This is a genomic window from Marinobacter zhanjiangensis, assembly GCF_014651935.1.
Lineage (GTDB): Bacteria > Pseudomonadota > Gammaproteobacteria > Pseudomonadales > Oleiphilaceae > Marinobacter > Marinobacter zhanjiangensis.
The window spans coordinates 456,670-476,528 of the sequence record NZ_BMXV01000003.1; the positions used below are offsets into that span (position 1 = coordinate 456,670).

Genomic DNA, 19,859 nt, shown 5'->3' on the forward strand with positions numbered 1-19,859 from the left:
ACTTGATTGATGAACACGGCAAAGGCCAGTCAGTCAGATGAAGCGCAAGCCGAAAGTGGGTGGTTAGCTCAGCTGGGAGAGCATCGCCCTTACAAGGCGAGGGTCGCAGGTTCGATCCCTGCACCACCCACCACTTTTCGGGCCGTTGACTTACCCCGGTCAACGGATATTGTCGAGACAAGCATAGCCTTGTCTGGCAATGATGCGGAGCGGTAGTTCAGTTGGTTAGAATACCGGCCTGTCACGCCGGGGGTCGCGGGTTCGAGTCCCGTCCGCTCCGCCATTTTTTTTATTCCCGGGTGGTTAGCTCAGCTGGGAGAGCATCGCCCTTACAAGGCGAGGGTCGCAGGTTCGATCCCTGCACCACCCACCATTTTTCCTTTTCCCCGTTTCGTTTGTTCCTCTATTCGTCGGCTCCCTTGTGCCCGGCTGCTTCCTGACGCCTGATTTTACATGTCTTTTTTACATGCTGTTACCTTCGTTTACAGGATCTGACAATTTTTCTCGCATTCTCCGCAAGTTAGGTCCAAAAAACAGACTTTTCTCACAAAACTACTCTCCCGCATTTTGTAAAATTTCACAAAATCTTCGTCAAGCGGGAGTTATTATTCATGCAGTTTTATGCCACTGGAAAGTCACGGACAGGGATAACTGCGGCTGTGATTGCCGTGGTCCTCGCAGGATGTGGCGGGTCCGGGTCGGGCAGCAGTTCCTCGTCGGATACCAGTGGCCAGACTCCCTCGTCGGAAGAGTCATTCAATGCTGATGCACAGGCAGTGTCCCTGAGCTGGCTGGCACCCGGGCAACGGGTCAATGGTGATCAGATCAGTTACACCAGCGATATTGATGGCTATATCGTGCTCTATGGGCAGGACCCGGACAACCTGGACCAGCAGGCTGTGGTGGATTGCAACTCGCTGAACTGCGGTTATTCGGTCGACGATCTTTCCACCGGCACCTGGTACTTCGCCGTGCAGACGGTGGACAGTAACGGGTTGATCAGCTCTCCCAGCCAACCGGTGTCACGTAACATCTGACCCGGCTTTTTACTGGTCAGGCTCGTCAGGGTGGGAGGCGACTGGCAGCTTCAGGGTGAAGGCGGAGCCTTCACCCTCTTTTGATTCCACATTGATTTCCCCCTTGTGCTTTTCCACAACCACGCTGACAAACGACAGCCCCAGGCCGACACCGTGCTTGCCGGCCAGTTCGGTACTCTGCTGCCGCCGGAAGCGGTCGAACAGGGTGGGGAGTTCCGAGGCGGCGATACCTGGCCCTTCATCGGTGACCGTCAGACAGGCCTGATGGCCCGCCCGGAATACCTGCATGGTCACCGCAGTACCCGGTTCGGAGTACTGCACCGCATTGGTCAACAGGTTGATCACCGCTCGCTCCAGCAATTCCGCATTACCCCGTAACCAGAGATCATCGTTGCCCAAAAGCACCAGTTTGATGTTCTTTTCCAGCGCCTGTTCACTGACGCTGTCACGGGCATTCTCCACAATGGCCAGGAACTCGCAGTCGTAGAAGCGCGTTTCCGTGAGCTGCTCCGCCCGGGCGAGCTGCACGAACTCTTCCGCCAGGTGGTAGCTGCGACGGGCCAGCTTGCGGAGCTGGTCCAGCTGTTCGGTCTGAACCTCACCCGGGCGCCGCTTGAGCTGCTCGATCAGGGCAAGCTGGGATACCAGCGGTGAGCGCACATCGTGGGAGATAAAGTCGATGGCCTCCCGGTGCTGCCGCTGCTGTTCACGGAGCTCGGAAATGTCCGCGATGTTGGCGATGATGCCATTCTGGTTGCTGTCCGGCAGCAGGAAAGGAGCCAAGTGGATGAGGAAGTCGCGGCCGTGCAGTCGCAGGTCAACGGTACGGCTCTGCTGCTGGGTCAGGGTGTCTGCCAGGGTTTCCGCCCAGCCTGGCGAGCGCTGGTCGTGCCCCTGCAGCAGGGCGGCCAGTGACATGCTCTGCAGGCTGGGCTGCGGTTCGTTGAACCAGCGGGGCACATGGCCATTGGCAAACAGGATCAGGCCCAGTGGATCGGTAACGATGATGCCATCGGGCATGTGCTCGAAGCTGCGCCAGATAAAGCTCTGGATATGATTGAGCTTTTGCGTGGCCTGTTGCGCACGGTTGATGCGGGTGGACAGGTTCTCCCGCACTGCGGCGACAGGTTCGGGCGTGCTCGGCTGTTGCAGCTCAAGACGGCCCAGGTAACGCTCGGCGGTGGCTCCGGCAAGACCTCCGGGAACCCTCAGGGCCAGGCGATACCGGCGTCCGCCGCGCGTCAGAACGGTTCGGCTGACGCCCTGGTCATGCAGCCAGATACCGGCGCGGCGAGGCCAGGTGCGGATGTCATCGGTGGACAGGTCTTGCTGCGCCAGCACCGTGTCGTCCTCCATCAACAGCCAGCCTTCCGGGCTCAGCAGATGTCGCAGGTTCGACAGAATCTGTTGTGGGCTTCGGCTCCAGGTCGGCGGCAGGTGCAGCAGGTTGCCTCTCTCCAGCTGGTCGATCTGCCGGTTGAGGAAGCGGTTCGCCAGGGACAGCCGGCGGGTACTCCACAGCGGGAACGCAATCACCGGCACCAGCAGGGCATTGGCCACTGGCAGCCAAAGGTTCAGGTATCGCAGGCCGATGACTGAAGCCGCCAGGATCAGGGCGAACAGCAGGCCCGAGAAACCGAAGGTACGGCTCGGGCGAAGGCGGGGCAGTACCAGTACGATCACCAGACCGCTGAACAGAGCCAGCAGAACCGGCCAGACCGGTGATACCTCGCGGATCAGGCCCTGGTTATCGATGGCATTGAGCACGTTGGCGTGGAATTCCACGCCAGACATGGGCTGGGCCAGGCCGGAGAAAGGTGTGGGCAGTACATCGCCGAAACTGGCGGCGGTGGCACCGACCAGTACGGTCTTGCCCTGCAGCCAGTCGGATGGCGGTGGGTTTACCAGAAGCTCGCTGTAGGAGTAGGTGCTAAAGGCGCCACTGCGCCCCGCCAGTGGTACCCGGCGAAAGCTCTGGCGAACGTTGACATAGCCCGGAGCCTCCAGCTGGTCAAAGGTGTCCGGGGTCACCGAGGGCGAGTTCCTGCCGGCGGCCAGGGTCATTGCGGGCCATAACTCATTGCCCAGGCCGTTGAAGAGATACAGGCCCCGCGCGATGCCGTCGGAATCCAGTTCCACATGGGCGTGACCAATGGCAAAGGCAGCGCTGGCCAGTCGTGGCGTGGGCAGTTGCTCCCGGAACAGATCGTTCTGACTGTTGGGGGCAACGTAAAGCGGCAGGATAACGCGGCCATGAGCGCGCATGGCTTGCGCCAGTGCCTGATCATCCATGGCCGGTTCGTTAAACAGGATGTCGAGGATGATGCGCTCAGCGCCTGCATTGGTCAGGTTCCGGATCAGGCTGGCGTGGACAGACCGGGGCCAGGGCCAGGGGCCGATGGCAGACAGGCTTTTTTCGTCAATGGCGACAATCACCACGTCTTCCGGGGCGTCCGGTGGCCAGGTGGTGATCAGTGTGTCGTAAAACCAGTTATCGAGCCGTTGTGGCAGAGTGGTCAGCTGCAGCAGCAACAGGATGCCGATGAGGGGCAGGGCCAGCGTCCAGGCTGAATGTCTGGTGGAAAACCAATCCCTCGTCATGGGTCCTGCTATGGTGCGTGGTGGATTCAGGTATGGTCGGGCGCCCGCGCCCATGGCCCGGGCGGCGGACTCGCCAGGGCACATCGGGCCGACAGTACCATTATTCTACATATAATTCTCTACCCGGGCCCCACCGACCCACTATAGGACTTTCGGATACCGCGCGCAGGCGAACGAAGTATCGTCTGCCCGGAATCAGCCGCAATGCTGCCGTGGTGTCGTCCACCGTGGCTTCCTTGAGCACATCCTCGAAGGATGGATCCTCCGAAAGCTGCAACAGGTAACCGGAGGCATCCTGATTGCGCTCCCAGAAAATACGCACCTGCCGGTCAATGTAGTTGGCGCTGATGACCTTGACCGGATCCAGCGTCCCGTTAATGGTCAGCATTCGAGTGTCGCTGGTGGCGACGGAGTTGCCGCCGGCTTCCGTCACTACCCGCCAGTGGTACTCCCCCGGCTTCAGGGATTTGCCGGGGGTAGCGGATTCCTGCCTGCTCCAGTCACTGCTGGCTGCAAGGTCCGTAAAGCTGTTGTTCCTGGCAATCTCCACCCGTGCCTTTTCACTGTCGCCCTGATAGCGCCAGCTGAAGCGTGGGCGGTTACTGTCCAGCGTGGCACCGGCTGCCGGTTCCAGCAACGTTGCGGCACGCGCTGCCAGATCCACCTGGAAAGCCACGTCCGTCGGCATGCCGCTGATGCCGTCGTTGGAGAGTGACGAGACCTGGGCGCGGTACCTGCCATTGGCAAGACCGTCCAGGCCCACTGCGGTGTCGCTGGTTTGCTCGCTGCGCACCGGCTGCCCGGTATCCTGGTCGAGTATGTCCACCTGATATTGGCGGGCTCCGGTGGCCTGCCAGGTCAGCTCCGCCGGCAGGCTGTTGATGGTGTCCGGCAAGGAATTGGTTGTCGGCGCCGGCGGCAGCCGCATGAGTTTCATGTTGCCCGAGCCACCGGGGTCGACTGACGCTCCATAGCCGGCGGGGATGTCGCGACTGTTGCCGGGAGGGCCAAAGGCAACCCGGCCCTCGGTCACCTGCAGGTGGCTGCCGTCGGAATCGGCCTGCAGGGCGAAAGCCGTACCGCGAACGGCGGCAACCGCCGACGGGGTTTCGATTTCGAAACGGGCGCCTTCTTCGATCATCGGTTGTATGCGGTTGCTGACGCCGCCGTGTTTGAGGCGTATGCGGGTGTCGGTCATTCCGGCACGGCCATAGCGGGTCAGCCGGTTGAATACCACGGAACTGCCGGGATTGATGCGGATGGTGGAGCGATCGGCAAGCTCAACGGTCACCATGCCATCGTGGGTGACAATGGTATCGCCGGCCTGGATGCGCCGGCCTTCGGTCAGGGGCCGAATGGCGCCGTTGCCCGCCGAGCGGACCCGGGCCTGGCCGCTGACACCCCGCACCCGTGCCGGTTGGGGGCGTTGCTTCAGCCAGGCGAAGGGAATGCGGATCTGATCGCCGGTGCCAATGGCCGAGGGGGAGTCTATGCGGTTGTAACTGGCCAGTCGATGAATGGATGCCGACGGTTTCAGTAATTCCCCGGCGATCCCGCTGAAGCTTTCGCCCGCCTTGAGCGTATAGGTCCACTCGGCACGATCGCTCGTGGCGCCCGCCGGGCCAGCTGTTGAGCCTGATCCGGACCCCCGTGCGACGGCCAGCTCCGCCTGTAATGGCATGGACCACAGGCCCACCAGCAACAGCAGGACAACAGCCAGTCTTGCCGGGGACAGTCGGTATCGGTCTGTCATGGCATCGGTGGTTCGCAAGTGACGGCCTCTGGAATCAGGCAGAAGTGGGTTCCTCATCAGCGGTGGCTTCGGTCATGGCCTCAAGCCGGTAGCCCCGCTGATAGATGGTCTTGATCCGGAAGCCGTTGTCCGGATTAAGTCCGAGGCGCCGGCGCAGGCGGCTCATGTGGGTGTCCACGGTGCGGGTGTTGATGTCCCGGGTCAGGCCCCAGACCCGCTCAAGCAGCATTTCACGGGTGAGCAGCCGGCCCTGGTTCTGGAACAGGAACAGGGTCAGGTCAAAATCCTTGTCGGTGAGGGTCAGCAGCTCGCCGTGCAGCGTGATGGTGCGACGGCTGGTATTGACCACAAACGGGCCGTAGAACAGCTCTTCCTTTTCCGTGTCCGGGTTGGAGCGGCGGGCCAGGGCATTGATACGGGCATTGAGCTCCGCCGGGCGGGCCGGTTTTGCCAGGTAGTCGTCGGCGCCTGCGTCCAGGGCCTGGACAATATCCTGCTCACTGTCCCGCTGGGTCAGGAATACCACGGGTACCGGCCAGTTCAGTTGTGCCCGCACATTGCGAAGCACATCCAGGCCGGTCATGTCGGGAATCTGCCAGTCAAGAATCATCAGGTCATAGCTGCGGTGAAGCACGGCGCTCAGGAACGATTGCCCCGTGGGAAAGCTGTCACAGGGGTGGCCCTGGTCCGCCAGAATCTGCTGCACATGCTGAGCCTGTTCGTGTTCGTCTTCCAGCAGGGCTATGCGCATGGGGTTTCTCCTGAAGAAAAAGGTGGTTCTCACCGCTGTAAAATGACCACTGGCGTCTGATCGCCATTAAAACGGCTGTTTTACACCCGTTATTGTGTCAAATATTGAATAGCACGTCAGTGTCATTGTGTAGCTTTACGTAAGGTGCCGCGTCAACAGGCGCTATCGCGCCGGCGGCCGCTGAAGTGCAGCCGGGGCGCCATTGTCGTCGTTTACGGTTTGTCGGCAGGAAGGGAAATTACTGCAGCCCCAGAACCAGCCGCGGTGGCTTTTCCGGCGCACCAGCGGGGCATAGCAGGCGGGGCAGGGCCAGGGCCGCTGACTGGTGCCGTCCTCGGGTGCCGTGTCTTCGATGGGACGGGTGCCATTACAGTCCGGGAAGCGAGTGCAGGCGTGGAACTGACCGTATTTGCCCTCCCGGACTCGCATTGGCGCGCGGCATTTGGGGCAGTGAATGGCCTCAGAGCCGTCTGCCACATCGGCGGTTTCACGTCGCGACGGGGCACCGGCGGTGGCTGCCGGCTGGCGGATAAAACCGCTGATCTGTTCCTTGAGCTGGTCCAGGAACTGGCGGGGGTCGCCCTCGCCGGCGCGGATCTGCTCCAGGGAGGCTTCCCAGCGGGCGGTCATGTCCGGCTGGCTGATGGCCTCGGGCAGGGCATGAATCAGGGTGCGGCCTTTCTCCGCCGCCCGGATATGGCGACCTGCCCGGTACAGGTACTCCCGGCGGAACAGGGTTTCCATGATCGCCGCCCGGGTGGCCTCGGTCCCCAGACCGTCGGTTTCCCGCAGCGTCCTGCGCAGTTCCGGGTCGCTGACAAAGCGGGCGATGTTGGTCATGGCCGCCAGCAGGGTGGCATCGGTGAAATGCTGGGGCGGCTGGGTCATACGCTCCTTCACCGAGGTGTCGGTGCAGGTGACGTCATCGCCGGGTTCCAGTCTTGGCAGCGGCTTTTTCGCGGGCCCTTCCGCTGCGGTGGACTTGCGCTGTCTCGGCTCAAGGGACTTCCAGCCGGTGTCCAGCAGTGCCGTTTCCGTCGCCCGGAAGCGGTGGTCGGTAATGGTCAGGTCCAGGCGGCCTTCCCGGTGGATCGCATCGGCCATGAACTGCATCAGATAGTAACGGGCCACCAGGTTGTAGATGTTCTGCTCCGCCTGACTCAGCGGCCCCGATGGCCGTGCCCTCAGGGTCGGAATAATGGCGTGGTGGGCGTCCACCTTGGCGTCGTTCCAGGCAGCGGTGCGACGACTCAGGTCCACCGCCTCCGACGCTTCGGCAAGGCTGCCATCTACCCGGCCAATGGCGCGGGTCACACCCTCTGACTGACCCAGGTGCCCTTCCGGCAGATAGCGGCTGTCGGACCGGGGATAGGTGATCAGCTGGTGCTTCTCGTACAGGTTCTGGGCGGTATCCAGCACATCCTTGGCACCCATACCGAAGGCCTTGCCGGCCTCGATCTGCAGCGCCGACAGTGACAACGGCAGCGGCGGTGCTTCGCGACGATCACGAAAGCGGGCAGCGGTGATTCGCCCGGGGCGCCCCTGCACCGCGCTGGCAATGTCGTCGGCAATTTCCCGGTTGAGCAGACGGTCCTCCTCGTCCAGGTGATCGCGCACGGATTCCGATGGCAGCCATCTGGCCTCGAACGTCTGGCTGCTGTCACCTTCCGCGGGTTGGGCGGTGATGGTTATGCGATACCAGGGCTTTGGCTCGAAGTTGGCAATGGTATCGTCCCGGTGGACCACCAGGCCCAGTACCGGCGTTTGCACCCGGCCTACGGAATAAACGCCGTCCGCTCCCTGTTGACGGTAGCTCAGGGTGTAGTAGCGGGTCAGGTTGATGCCGTAGAGCCAGTCGGCCCGCTGGCGGGCCAGGGCCGAATGGGACAGGCGCCGGAAGTCGTTGTTGTCCCGGGGCGCTGACAGGGCCCGGCGCACGGCATCCGGATTGAGGTCATTGATCAGTACCCGTTGTACCGGGCACTGGGCGCCGAAGTACCGTATCACCTCGTCCACCAGCAGCTGGCCTTCACGGTCCGGGTCACCGGCGTGGACGATTACCGCCGCCTGGCGGATCAGGCCTTTCAGTACATCCAGCTGCTTTGCCACACTGTCCCGCGGCATCAGGCGCCAGCGCTCGGGGAATACCGGCAGGTCCTCCATGCGCCACGACTTCCAGCGCGGGTCATAACTGGCGGGCTCCGCCGGCTCCAGCAGGTGGCCGATACACCAGCTGACGGTGACGCTCTGTTCCCCTTCGCCACAACGCAGCCAACCCGGCCCCTTCTGGACGGGACCTGGCAGGGCATCGGCGATGGCACGCCCCAGGCTGGGTTTCTCGGCGATATAAAGCTGCATGGCGAAACGGGGTATCCGGCGGTTCAGGGGAGAGGCAAGATGGCGTCTCGGCCGCCCCCTGTCAAGACGATGCGCAGGGTGTAGACTAGGGGGATAAATGGCTGACTCGCTGATTTTAATCGTTTGCGAGGCAGTCTTACCGGACCAATATCACACCAGAAGAGACCACATTGGTATGCGGATACAGCAGTCTATTGAACAGAAACTGGGCGAAAAGTTCGAAGGCGGCCACCTGACCGTGGAGAACGAGAGCCATATGCACAGTGTGCCACCGAACTCCGAAACCCATTTCAAGGTGACGCTGATTTCAGATCAGTTCGACGGGCAGTCAAAAGTGCGCCGTCATCAGGCCATCTATCAGGCACTGTCCGAGGAAATGCAGAACGGGGTTCATGCCCTCGCATTACACCTTTTTACACCGCAGGAGTGGGAGCAGGCCGGTGGTCAGGTTCCCGCGTCACCCAACTGCATGGGCGGTTCCAAAAAGGAGCAGGCATCGTGAGCCAGTTTTTCCAGATTCATCCGGAGACACCCCAGAAGCGGCTGATTAACCAGGCCGTGGATATTCTTCGCAAGGGTGGCGTGATCGTATACCCCACGGATTCCGGTTATGCCATTGGCTGCCATCTGGGTGACAAGCAGGCGGCGGACCGCATCAAGCGTATCCGCAAGCTGGACGACAAGCACAATTTCACCCTGGTCTGCCGCGATCTGTCCGATGTGGGCATTTATGCCAAGGTGGACAATACCCAGTACCGGCTGCTGAAAACCTTCACCCCCGGGCCCTATACCTTCATTCTTGATGCCACCAGTGAAGTGCCGCGCCGGTTATTGCATCCCAAGCGTCGCACCATTGGCCTGCGGGTGCCGGACAATGCCATTGTCCAGGCGCTGCTGGGTGAGCTGGGGGAGCCCATCATGAGCAGCACGCTGATTCTGCCGGGTGAGGAAGACCCCATGACCGACCCCTACGACGTGCGCGATGTGCTGGAGCATGAGCTGGATCTGATCATCGACGGTGGCTTCTGCGGCATGGAGCCCACCACGGTGGTGAACATGACCGGCGAAGTGCCGGAGGTAACCCGCGTGGGCAAGGGCGACCCGGAACCCTTCCGGGTGTAATGGTGCGCCTGCTCAGGCCCTGGCGTTGAGCCGGAAGGCGTAGTCACGCGCCGGTGAGCCGGTATCGCCAGCGTAGTTGCGTCGAATGCTGTCGTACCGGTGAACCAGATCCTGCAGACCGTTGAACTGCTGGTTATCGCTGACCAGGGTGTCCAGCACCGTGTTGCTGGTGCCGTAGGCCTGGTTCAGCTTGAGGGCCGTGTCCACGAACTCCAGTGTCGGTTCGTTGACGCTCAGGCGCTGAAGGGAGTCGCGGAACTCGCGGCTGTTATTCAGGTCCTGCTCGATGCGCTGGCGGGGCTGCTCCGGCATCCGTCCCTGTACCTGCACGTCTCCGCCGGCAGAGCGCGAGGCGGCGATCTGGGTGGTGGGCTGCATACCGTACTCGGCAAGCTTGTGCCGCAGGGTTTCCCGCACGAAGGCAAGGTCCTGCCCGACCTGTTGCCGGTATTCGGTGACCGATAGCCGGCCGGTCTTGGTTTGCGGCTTGCCGCCGGACAGGGTGAAGGTATCGTCATTGCCCTGACGGCTATCCGCCGGCTGTGCCTGGGCGGCCTTGCCAGCCGTTGCGGACTGCGGGTCCGCCGCCTTGCGGGCAGTGGCCTGCTGGAACTGGCTACCGGCCTTGATCAGTGATGTCAGCAGAGACATGGTGGCTTTCCCTCCGGCAATTACCGGGCAGACAGTGACGTTTCACCAGCGATCAAGCAGGATCCGGGCCAGTTGAACCGAAAACCGGGGTGGCATTTTTCCGGCCAGCATGGTTTCCTTTAACGGATATCAATAAAAACAATCTGGTAGAAGGTGGTCCAATCATGTCCCTGTTCGATCTTGCCGGAAAGGTCAGCCTGGTCACTGGCGCCGGGCGCGGTATTGGCCGCAGCATCGCCCTGGGCCTGGCGGAGGCAGGCAGCGACCTGGTGTTATGCAGTCGCAGCCCTGATGAGCTCGAGACCGTAGCTGCCGAGGCCCGCAAAAAAGGTGTCACAGCTCTGGTGGTGACTTGTGATGTGAGTGACCCGGGGCAGATCACCGCCGCCGTGGACACCGCCATCCGCGAACTGGGTCATATCGATGTGCTGATCAATAACGCCGGCCTGGCGATCAAACGGCGTGCCGAAGACCTGCCCCTGGAAGACTGGCAGACCATTATCAATGTCAACCTGACCGGTGTGTTCCTGATGGCCCAGGCGGTAGGGCGGCACATGCTCGAGCGCGGTAGCGGCAGTATCGTGAATATCTCCTCCATCGCCGGTAAAACCGGACTCACCGGCTCCTCCGCCTATTGTGCCAGCAAGGGCGGCGTTGACATGCTGACCAAAACCCTGGCGGTGGAATGGGCCGGGCGTGGTGTCCGGGTCAATGCCCTGGCGCCGGCCTATACTGAAACACCGCTGGTCAAGTCCATTACCGATGTGCGGGCGGATTTCGCCGACAAGGTGGTGGCCCGCACGCCGATGCAACGTATGGCCGACCCGGATGAAATGGTGGGTACCGCGATTTACCTGGCGTCGCGGGCATCGTCCTATGTGACCGGCGAGACCGTGATGGTCGATGGCGGCTGGACAGCCTTCGGAGCCTGAGTTCCCCCCGAATCCACCAATAATAATGACGAGACTGTACAGGAGTATCCATGACCAAATCCGTTGTTGCCCCTGATTCCCCCTGGTTTTCCAGTTATCCCCCCGAGGTTCCCCAGCAACCGGAACTGACCGGATTGTCGGTGCACCAGATGCTGACAGACTCGGCCAGCCGGTGGCCTGACCGGGCGGCCGTCAATTTCATGGGGCGCGAGCTGTCCTATCCGGAACTGGACCAGCTGGTGTCCCGGGCGGCTGCCGGTTTTCAGAAACTCGGTGTTGGCCCCGGGGTTCATGTCGGACTGTATCTGCCCAATTCTCCTCACGGCATCATTGGTTTTCTAGGGGTTCTCCGGGCCGGTGGCGTGGTAGTGAACTATTCGCCACTGGATGCCGAGCGTATCCTGGAGCACAAGATCGGCGACAGTGAAACCGACATCATGGTCACTGTGGACCTCAAGGCGCTGCTGCCCAATATGACCGGATTTCTGGGCACTTCGCGCCTGCAGAAGCTGGTGGTGGGCTCGGTGGATGAGTTCGCCCTGCAGGCCGATGCCGTGCGCAGCCAGCTCGACCAGGCCGGTGAGCTGGCGGCAGTGCCCGATGACGATCGTGTGATGAGCTTTGCGGACCTGTTGAATAACGACGGCAACTACCAGCGCCATGCCGAGGCGGAAGACCTGGACGGGCTGGCAGTGCTGCAGTATACCGGTGGAACCACCGGCGCGCCCAAGGGGGCGATGCTGACCCATGGCAATATCGCCTGCGCCGCGGACCAGCTTGGTACCGCTCTGAAGAGCACGGTAGCCTCCGGGGAAGAGCGGGTGCTGGCGGTGCTGCCGCCGTTCCATATCTATTCCATCGTGGTCAATATGCTGTTTGGTCTGCGCAACGGCGCGACCTTGTACCTGCACATGAAGTTTGATCCGAAGCAGGCTCTGGAAACCGTCCAGCGGGAGAAGATCACGGTCTTCCCGGCGGTCCCCACCATGCTGTCAGCGCTGCTGGCGATACCCGGGCTGAAGGAGTATGAGCTTGATTCCCTGAAGCTTTGCAACTCCGGCGGCGCGCCGTTGCCGGTTGAGCTGCAGCAACGGTTCCAGGACGCTGCCAGCTGTTCCGTCAAGGAGGGCTGGGGCATGACCGAAACAGCCGCCCTGGGTACGTTCACGCCCGAAGGCATGGTGTCGCCGGACGGAGCCTGCGGGCTACCGGTGCCGGGCGTCGACCTGAAGATCATTGACCTGGATGGCAGCGACCGGGAAATGCCCCAGGGCGAGCGCGGCGAGCTTTGCATTGCCGGCCCCAACGTAATGAAAGGTTACTGGAAGCGGGACGACGCCACTGCCGAGTCCATGACCGCCAATGGTTATTTCCGCACCGGTGACGTGGCCTGGATGGACGAGAAGGGATTTTTCTACATCGTTGATCGTACCAAGGACATGATCATTTGCAGCGGCTACAACGTATACCCCCGCAACATCGAGGAAGCGGTGTACGAACATCCTTCAGTGGCGGAAGTGTCGGTCATCGGTGTGCCAGACGACTACCGCGGCCAGAGCCCCCGGGCCTATATCACCCTGCAGGAGGGCCAGCCGGAGCCAACCCTGGATGAGATGAAGGCCTTCCTCAAACCGCGCCTGGGCAAGCATGAGATGATCCACAGTATGGAAATCCGCGATGAACTGCCGAAGACCCAGGTAGGCAAGCTGTCCAAGAAGGAACTCTATGCCGAGGTACGCCGTTGATGAGTGAGTCCGCTGTCGACGGAGCCGTCACCCGGCTGCGTAGCTTTGATTGCCTGGTGGAGGACTTTCTGGCCCTTCGCCAGCGGGGGCAGGCAGTTGCGCTGGTAACGCTGGTGGGCTCGGAAGGTGGATCGCCCCGCCCGCCGGGCAGCCAGATGGTAGTGGCGGCCGACGGGCATTATGCCGGTCACCTGACCGGTGGCTGCGCCGAAACCGTAATCGTGGACGAGGCCCGGGCCGCGCTGGCGGAAGGGCGCAACCGGACCCTGCGCCTGGGCACGGGTTCCGACTATCTGGATATCCAGTTGCCCTGCGGTGCTTCAGTGGAACTGTTCATCGACGTAACCGTGAACGACGAGGTAATGCAGTCCATCCACAAGGCACTGACCGAACGCCGGGTGGTTGCCCTGGACACCCCGGCAGCGGGCCCGCACCAGGCGGTTATCGACCCGGCTGGTGCTGATCCGGCCAGTGGTTTTCGCCGCTGGTACTACCCGCCACGAAGGCTGATGGTTTACGGCAAGGGTCCGAACGCCTATACGCTGGCACGTCTGGCGCAGGAAAGTGACTTTACTGTGTCGCTTCATTCCCCGGATCAGGCCACCCTTGCCGCCTGTGAAGGAAGCATGGAGACGGACCTGCTGAGGTCGCCGGTGTCGGTCAGGGTGCCGCCTCTGGATCCGCATACGGCGGCGGTGCTGATGTTCCATGAGCATGACTGGGAGCCGGCACTGCTTAAGCCGTTGCTGCAAAGCGAGTGCTTCTATCTGGGGGCACTGGGCAGTCGACGTACCCATCGGCAACGATGTGAGCAGCTGGTAGAGGAAGGTTTTAGCCAGGCGCCGGAGCGGATTCACGGGCCCGTGGGCCTGGATATCGGCGCGGCTAATCCGGTGGAGATCGCCCTGTCGATACTGGCGGAGATGATCCAGGTTTACCGCACGGGTGTGGCAAAAAGGCCACTGCTGTCAGTGGCCGATACCACAGTTGCTGCGTCTATCGCCTGAGGTTCGCCAGATCCTCCGGTGTATCCACGTCTGCGGCCACCCCGCTGATAGCCAGGCGATGGGCGCCGGTAGCCTTCAATAGCTGGCCGGCCCCCCGGTCCCCCTCCAGGGTCATCAGAGCTGGCCATAGCCAGCGCGGCAGATACGCAGGAACACCCGGACGGCCGTTGTAGTCCGCCGCAAACGGCAGCCCCGGTTCCCGGCGGGCGGCTTCACCGAGCCGGGCAAGACCTTCGCTGTCAATCAGCGGCTGGTCCATCAGCACCACGAATACCCCGTGTGCCGGGGAGGGGAGGGTACGGATGCCCAGTTTCAGGGAGGCAGACATGCCCTGGGGCCAGTCGCCTGTAAACAGCCAGGATGACGGGTGACGGTGAGCCCGGAGGGGCAGCAGCGGTCCGCGGCAACCGGTGATTACCCGCACATCGGGGCTGAGTTGACGGGCCTGGGCAATGGCGTGATCCAGCAACAACTGACCACGCCAGCGAGCCAGGGCCTTGCTGCTGCCGAAGCGGCGGGAGGCACCGGCGGCCAGTACCAGCGCCGGGGTGGCACTGGTGGCGCGAAACGCAGCGGCACAGGAGCGCTGCCTTCGCCATCGGGGGCCGGGCGCCACTACCATCACACTGCCATCAGGCCTGCAGAGCCTCGCGCACGGCTTCCGGAGTAATGGGGATTTCCCGCAAGCGGATGCCAACGGCCGCGAAGATCGCGTTTGCGATGGCGGGGCCAGTGACGGTGGTCGCTGGTTCGCCCAGGCCCACGGCGGCTTCGGTGCTGTCGACAAATTCGATCTCCAGCTCCGGTACATCACCGATTCGCATGGGCGTATAGGTGTTGAGGTTACGGTCAACCGGTTCGCCATTCTCGAATCGGGTGCCTTCATGGAGTGCCATGCTGGCGCCCCACAGTGCTGCCCCTTCCACCTGGGCGCGAGCGCCATCGGGATGCACCACCGTGCCGGCATCGGTGACCAGGGTGAGCTTCTCCAGCTTCACCCGTCCGGTCTCGCGGTTCACGTTCACTTTGGCCACGCAGGCGGTCCAGGTGGGCATGTTGCGCTCCTGCCCGTAGGTGGTGGCCACGCCAAGGCCGGTGCCTTCCGGCATGTCCTGGCCCCACTCCGAGATTTCCCTCACCCGCCGCAGCACATTGGCCTGGCGTGAGGCGCCGCCCACTGAGTTGGGGGCTTCGCCGGCGTTCTTGCCTTCCGCCTTCAGCAGGGCCAGCCGGAAATCGATGGGGTCCTGACCGGCCTCGCGGGCGGCCTCATCCATAAAGGACTCAATAGCAAAGTTGATCCAGCCAGAGCCGACGGAACGCAGCCAGCCGGGTCGGAAAGTAGCATTGGCCAGGTCATTGGAGATGGGACGTACCCGGTGGGGCCCGACGGAATACCAGTGGGCCGCCCCCTGAGCGGAGAACGGGTCGAAAGGCTCGTCATTGGCGCCCTTGGGCATGAAGAAGGGGGCCATCACCTGCGTGGGCCAGCCAGCGGCCGCATGGTGTTCCATGCCGACCGGGTTGCCGTTATCGTCGAACGCCATCCGCATGCGCTGATAGGAGGGCGACCGGGGTGAGTCAAAGCGGATGTCGTCGTCGCGGGTAAACACCAGTTTCACCGGCTTGCCCAGTTGCTGTGACGCCAGTGCCGCAGGTACAGCGTAGTCGCCATTTAGCCGACGACCAAAACCGCCGCCCAGCATGTAGGTGCGCATCACGACCTTGTCTTCCTTCACACCCAATGCCTTGGCCAGTACCGGCAGGATCAGTGACTGCCACTGATTGCCGGTGTGGATTTCCCAGGTGCCGTCCTTCTCGTAGGCCAGCGCATTCACCGGTTCCATCTGGAAGTGCAGAACCGTGTGGGTGATGTAGTCCTGCTCGAAGACATCAGAGGCATTGTTGAAGGCCTCGTCAACGCCTTCATCGGAGAACATGAGCGAGCCCTTGTCCGGGTTCTCGATCAGTTCCACCGCGTGGTCCAGGATGTCCTGTTCGCTGACATCGGCGGTATCGCCGGCGGTCCAGTCCACTTTCACCTTCGCCGCCGCCTTGTTGGCAGCGTGGAAGGAGTCGGCAATCACCACGGCCCAGCCCGGCGCGGTATCGGTCGGGTCGTCCAGCACAATCGTCTGCTGGTAACCCTTGACGGATTTCGCCTCACTGTCGTCCACACTGTTCACGGTCGAGCCGTAGCGGGTGGGCGGAATCAGAGGGCGCCCGTACACCATGCCTTCTACTTTGGCGTCCAGCCCATACTGGCTGGTGCCGTCGGTCTTGTCCGGAATGTCCAGTGCCCGGGACTCACGCCCGATCAGTCGCCGCTGAGATGCCGGTTTGATGGGCATCTGTTTGAGCTCTTCCTCGCTGTAGGTGCGACTGAGATCGCCCTGGCTGACGATATCGCCATAGCTGATGGACTGGTCACCGGCGATCACCTGGCTGTTGCGGGCCTGGCACTGGTCCGGGCTGACACCCAGCAGGCGGGCGCCTTCCTCGATCAATGCCTGACGGCCCGCCGCGCCGGCCCGGCTCAGGGGTGTGAAGTTCTGCCATATGGACCAGCTGCCGCCGGTGACCATCAGGCCCCACTTGGGGTCGCTGTCCACATGGTGTAATTCCACCATGGACCAGTCGGCCTCCAGTTCGTCGGCCACGATGCGGGCGAGGGCAGTGCCTACGTGCTGCCCCATTTCTGCCTCGGCAATATTCACCACAATGCGGCCGTCCGGGAAGATGTGATACCAGATGGTGGGATCGAACGTCTCTGCCTCGACTACCTCTTCCGGCTGGGCAAAACTCAGCCCGGAGCGGAAGAACGCCAGGGTAAAGCCGGCACCGGCAGCGCCGATCAGGAAGCCTCGACGACTGACAGGCAGGGTGTTTTCGGACGCCGGTGTTTCCGTGCCCTCGGGACGATTGAGATAGCGTTCGAATTTATTCATTGGTGGCCCCTCCTGCGACAGACGCATTGTCCGCGCCGGCTCCGTTCATTTCCCGGGCGGCCAGTTTGATGGCTTCGCGGATACGTACATAAGCCATGCAACGGCAAAGGTTGCCTGCCATCACCGAATTGATCTGTTCATCGGTGGGGTCGGGGAAGTCCTTGAGCATGGCGGCGGCCTGCATGATCTGTCCGCTCTGGCAATAGCCGCACTGGGGGGTCTGGGTCTGCACCCAGGCTTTCTGCAGAGGATGTTCGCCGTCAGGGTCCAGCCCTTCGATGGTGGTCACGGTGGCGTTGGCCACGGACTCCACCGGGGTGATACAGGACCGGGTTGCGCGGCCGTTGACCAGCACTGTGCAGGCTCCGCACATGCCGATGCCGCAGCCGTACTTGGTGCCTGTCTGATCAAGGTCGTCCCGCAGGGCCCAAAGCAGGGGGGTATCACCGTCAATGTCGACAGTGATGGCCTGGCCGTTGAGTTGGAATTCTGTTGCCATGGTGTTCGCTCCGTTCTGGTCTCTCTCGGCCACGGTTATTGTTCCCGGTGGTCCCGGATGGTCTGTTCCAGGTTATCCCAGGCTGGCTGGTCGGTATGGGTCTCGCGCAGGAAGCCCAGCAGGCTGGCGATTTCCTGGTCGCTCAGAGCACTGGCAAATCCGGGCATCATGACCTGCGGTATGCCGTCTTCCTGGGAGACACCGTGCAGGGTGGCGCGAATCAGGTTAACCGGGTCCGGTGCGGTGACGGCGCTGTTCAGGCTCATGTCCGGGCGCATGGCGTTGGGGCTGGCGGGATCGTTGTAGTGGCATGATGCGCAGGCGTAGGCATAGATGCGTTCGCCCTGGCTCATGTTGGGGTCGGGACCCAGTTGTGCCTGTGCGCTCTTGATAGCCGCGGTAGCCTGACTGCCCGCCTGCTCACCGTCCGCGGCACCGGCCAGGTCGCTCAGCCAGACTGCCAGACCCCGTACATCCTCGTCCGGCGCCTTGCCCAGTCCGGCATGTACAACATCCGCCATGGAGCCGATGGCGACACCATGGAACGGAGACGCGCCCTCACGCAGATAGGCATGGGCGTCGTCGGTGGTCCAGTCCACGGGGGACAGGTTACTCTCGTTCAGCGCCGGCGCGTACCAGCCGTTGACGACAGTGCCTTCCCAGGCCTGGCCCTTGTCTTCCGCGCCGAACTGGTTTCGGGGCGAATGGCAGGCACTGCAGTGGCCCAGGCCTTCGGCCAGGTAGGCACCGCGGTTCCATTCATCGCTCATGCTGTCCTCGGCCTGGTAACGGCCCTCATCAAAGAACAGCAGCTTCCAGCCGGCCTGCAGCATGCGGATATTGAACGGGAACTCCAGGGTGTTCTCCGGTGCCTCGGTGCGGATCGGCTCCCGGGTCATGACGTAGGCGTACAGGTCCGCCACATCCTCGTCTGTCATTTTGGTGAAATGGGTATACGGGAAGGCGGGGAACAGGTGGGACCCTGAACGGTCCACCCCTTCACGCATGGCCCGTGCAAAGGCCTCCTGAGACCACTGGCCAATGCCCGTTTCGGGATCCGGCGTGATGTTGGTGGTGTAGATGGTGCCGAACGGGGTCGGCATGGCCAGGCCCCCGGCGTAGGGCTGCTCGGGGTCGGTGGTGTGGCAGGTCTGGCAGTTGCCGAGGCCGGAAATGACTTCGCCACGGTCGATCTGCTGCTGGCTGAACTGGTCGCTGGCAGGCGGATCAACGGGGTCAACCGACGACTCCCACGCAATGACCAGGAACACGGCCAGAACCAGTACGGCCAGGCCGACAATTCCCATCAGTATTTTTTTTATCACCGTTCTTCTCCTTGTTCGTCCCGTGACCGTCCGAGGTGTGTGCCGGGTAGATGGATGGTTTCGGGTAGCTGGTAAGACACTGTAGTCTTGTTTTACAGGTTTTGTTTCGGTTGCATGCTTACAGTTTCATACCAATACATCAACACGACTAATCAGTTTAGGCGACGAATCACCGGAATACCCAATGTGATCCGTTCATTGTGTGGGCCACTTCCAATGGCTGCCCTCAATGGTAGTCGAGCGGGTTGATACGATAGAAACCGCAAAGAGTTTCATAGACTTGGGGCTGCTTTTCAAAAAGGTGGCCGGGTTGCTGGAAGAACGTCTCGGTGAGTACCGCAAAGAACTCCGCGGGCTCGGTGGCGCCATACGGGTCCAGCCAGCTGGTCTGGCGGTGGCGCAGGGCGTGTTGCAGGTGCCTGTAGGCTTCGCTCATGGTGCGCTGCCAGTGTTCGGCCTGGGCCCCGGATAGTGGCGGTGCGCCATCGGCGCTTCCGTCCAGATAGTCGAGCTGATGGGCGAATTCGTGGAGAATCACGTTGTGGTGGCTGCCCGGGGACAGTGCCCCTCGCTCGCAGTCATGCCAGGACAAGACCACCTGCCCGATCGTTGACGCCTCACCCGCCCGTACCTGGTGGGTCATGTCCACCACCATGCCCTGTTGCCTGGATTCCATGACCTGGTAGGCCGACGGATAGACCAGAATGCTGCGGATCTCGTCAAAGTCGCTGTACGGGCGAGCAAGAATCAGCAGGCAGGCGTGGCCGGCAATGGTCAGCCGCACGGTGTCGTCGATTTCAAAGCCGTCGCAGCCGTAGAATTCCTTCTCCGACAGGAACAGCTGAACCCGCTGCTCCAGGTCCGTTCTGAGATGCTTCGGCAACCGTGTATACAGGGGCACCCTTGTTTCCAACAGCTTGCGCCAGGCCGCCGGAAAAGGCTGCTCCAGCTCCCTGCGCCGGCGCCAGTTACGGTAGAAAAACAGGAAGAACACGGCCAGGGACAGGGCGGCGACGGCGAATATGGCGAATACAAGGCCTGGTGACATGGCGTAATGGCGTCCCTGGAGGTTGGCTGGGCGGATTCACTGTTATAGTAGGGATATCCTATCCCTTTATGGTCCTGATATG

16 protein-coding genes and 3 tRNA genes are annotated in these 19,859 nt (G+C 62.1%); 9 read left to right on the forward strand and 10 right to left on the reverse strand.

Going from position 1 to position 19,859, the window contains the following annotated elements; translation table 11 throughout:
• Positions 1 to 57: 57 nt before the first annotated feature.
• The 4 genes from IE079_RS08765 to IE079_RS08780 all read left to right on the forward strand — a co-directional run bounded on the left by IE079_RS08765 (position 58) and on the right by IE079_RS08780 (position 1,037).
• A tRNA-Val gene (locus tag IE079_RS08765) sits at positions 58 to 133 on the forward strand.
• Positions 134 to 206: 73 nt separating this feature from the next.
• Positions 207 to 283: transfer RNA gene (locus IE079_RS08770), tRNA-Asp, on the forward strand.
• Positions 284 to 297: 14 nt separating this feature from the next.
• Positions 298 to 373, forward strand: a tRNA-Val gene (locus IE079_RS08775).
• Between the two features lie 238 nt (positions 374 to 611).
• Entirely contained in the window at positions 612 to 1,037 is a 426-nt protein-coding gene (locus tag IE079_RS08780) for a fibronectin type III domain-containing protein (RefSeq protein ID WP_189575492.1), read from the forward strand.
• Positions 1,038 to 1,046: 9 nt separating this feature from the next.
• On the opposite strand, the gene IE079_RS08785 is transcribed toward IE079_RS08780, so the two are convergent.
• From IE079_RS08785 to IE079_RS08800, 4 genes are all read right to left on the reverse strand, one after another.
• Entirely contained in the window at positions 1,047 to 3,638 is a 2,592-nt protein-coding gene (locus tag IE079_RS08785; protein ID WP_189575494.1) for a CHASE2 domain-containing protein, read from the reverse strand.
• Between the two features lie 100 nt (positions 3,639 to 3,738).
• A complete protein-coding gene (locus IE079_RS08790) occupies positions 3,739 to 5,409 on the reverse strand; it encodes a FecR family protein (RefSeq protein WP_227712394.1) in 1,671 nt (556 codons plus the stop codon).
• 16 nt (positions 5,410 to 5,425) lie between these two features.
• A complete protein-coding gene (locus IE079_RS08795) occupies positions 5,426 to 6,142 on the reverse strand; it encodes a response regulator transcription factor (protein WP_189575496.1) in 717 nt (238 codons plus the stop codon).
• A 162-nt stretch (positions 6,143 to 6,304) separates the two neighbouring features.
• Positions 6,305 to 8,500, reverse strand: a complete 2,196-nt coding sequence (locus IE079_RS08800; RefSeq protein ID WP_189575498.1) for a DNA topoisomerase III — start codon at positions 8,498 to 8,500, stop codon at positions 6,305 to 6,307.
• 175 nt (positions 8,501 to 8,675) lie between these two features.
• Between IE079_RS08800 and IE079_RS08805 the strand changes: the two genes are divergently transcribed.
• Positions 8,676 to 9,002, forward strand: a complete 327-nt coding sequence (locus IE079_RS08805; protein WP_189575647.1) for a BolA family protein — start codon at positions 8,676 to 8,678, stop codon at positions 9,000 to 9,002.
• Entirely contained in the window at positions 8,999 to 9,622 is a 624-nt protein-coding gene (locus IE079_RS08810; RefSeq protein WP_189575500.1) for an L-threonylcarbamoyladenylate synthase, read from the forward strand. The genes IE079_RS08805 and IE079_RS08810 overlap by 4 nt, the downstream gene beginning before the upstream one ends.
• 12 nt (positions 9,623 to 9,634) lie before the next feature.
• Here the strand turns inward: IE079_RS08810 and IE079_RS08815 are convergent, their stop codons facing one another.
• Entirely contained in the window at positions 9,635 to 10,273 is a 639-nt protein-coding gene (locus IE079_RS08815) for a hypothetical protein (protein WP_189575502.1), read from the reverse strand.
• 164 nt (positions 10,274 to 10,437) lie between these two features.
• On the opposite strand from IE079_RS08815, the gene IE079_RS08820 reads away from it, so the two are divergent.
• From IE079_RS08820 to IE079_RS08830, 3 genes are read left to right on the forward strand one after another with little or no spacing between them, the layout of a single operon-like run.
• Positions 10,438 to 11,205: an SDR family NAD(P)-dependent oxidoreductase gene (locus IE079_RS08820; protein ID WP_189575504.1), complete on the forward strand. Its 768-nt coding sequence runs from the start codon at positions 10,438 to 10,440 to the stop codon at positions 11,203 to 11,205.
• A 50-nt stretch (positions 11,206 to 11,255) separates the two neighbouring features.
• On the forward strand, positions 11,256 to 12,950 hold the full coding sequence (locus IE079_RS08825) for a long-chain-fatty-acid--CoA ligase (protein ID WP_189575506.1): 1,695 nt from the start codon (positions 11,256 to 11,258) through the stop codon (positions 12,948 to 12,950).
• Positions 12,950 to 13,957, forward strand: a complete 1,008-nt coding sequence (locus IE079_RS08830) for an XdhC family protein (RefSeq protein ID WP_189575508.1) — start codon at positions 12,950 to 12,952, stop codon at positions 13,955 to 13,957. Before IE079_RS08825 ends, IE079_RS08830 begins: the two co-directional genes overlap by 1 nt.
• Here the strand turns inward: IE079_RS08830 and IE079_RS08835 are convergent.
• From IE079_RS08835 to IE079_RS08855, 5 genes are all read right to left on the reverse strand, one after another.
• Complete coding sequence (locus tag IE079_RS08835; protein WP_189575510.1) at positions 13,947 to 14,579, reverse strand: nucleotidyltransferase family protein; 633 nt, start codon at positions 14,577 to 14,579, stop codon at positions 13,947 to 13,949. The two genes, IE079_RS08830 and IE079_RS08835, sit on opposite strands and share 11 nt — an antisense overlap.
• Positions 14,580 to 14,589: 10 nt before the next feature.
• A complete protein-coding gene (locus tag IE079_RS08840) occupies positions 14,590 to 16,905 on the reverse strand; it encodes a xanthine dehydrogenase family protein molybdopterin-binding subunit (RefSeq protein ID WP_189575512.1) in 2,316 nt (771 codons plus the stop codon).
• Complete coding sequence (locus IE079_RS08845) at positions 16,898 to 17,404, reverse strand: (2Fe-2S)-binding protein (protein ID WP_189575514.1); 507 nt, start codon at positions 17,402 to 17,404, stop codon at positions 16,898 to 16,900. The genes IE079_RS08840 and IE079_RS08845 overlap by 8 nt, the downstream gene beginning before the upstream one ends.
• A gap of 35 nt (positions 17,405 to 17,439) precedes the next feature.
• Positions 17,440 to 18,729, reverse strand: a complete 1,290-nt coding sequence (locus IE079_RS08850) for a cytochrome c (RefSeq protein WP_189575516.1) — start codon at positions 18,727 to 18,729, stop codon at positions 17,440 to 17,442.
• A 226-nt stretch (positions 18,730 to 18,955) separates the two neighbouring features.
• Positions 18,956 to 19,777: a M90 family metallopeptidase gene (locus IE079_RS08855; RefSeq protein WP_189575518.1), complete on the reverse strand. Its 822-nt coding sequence runs from the start codon at positions 19,775 to 19,777 to the stop codon at positions 18,956 to 18,958.
• Positions 19,778 to 19,859: the final 82 nt, after the last annotated feature.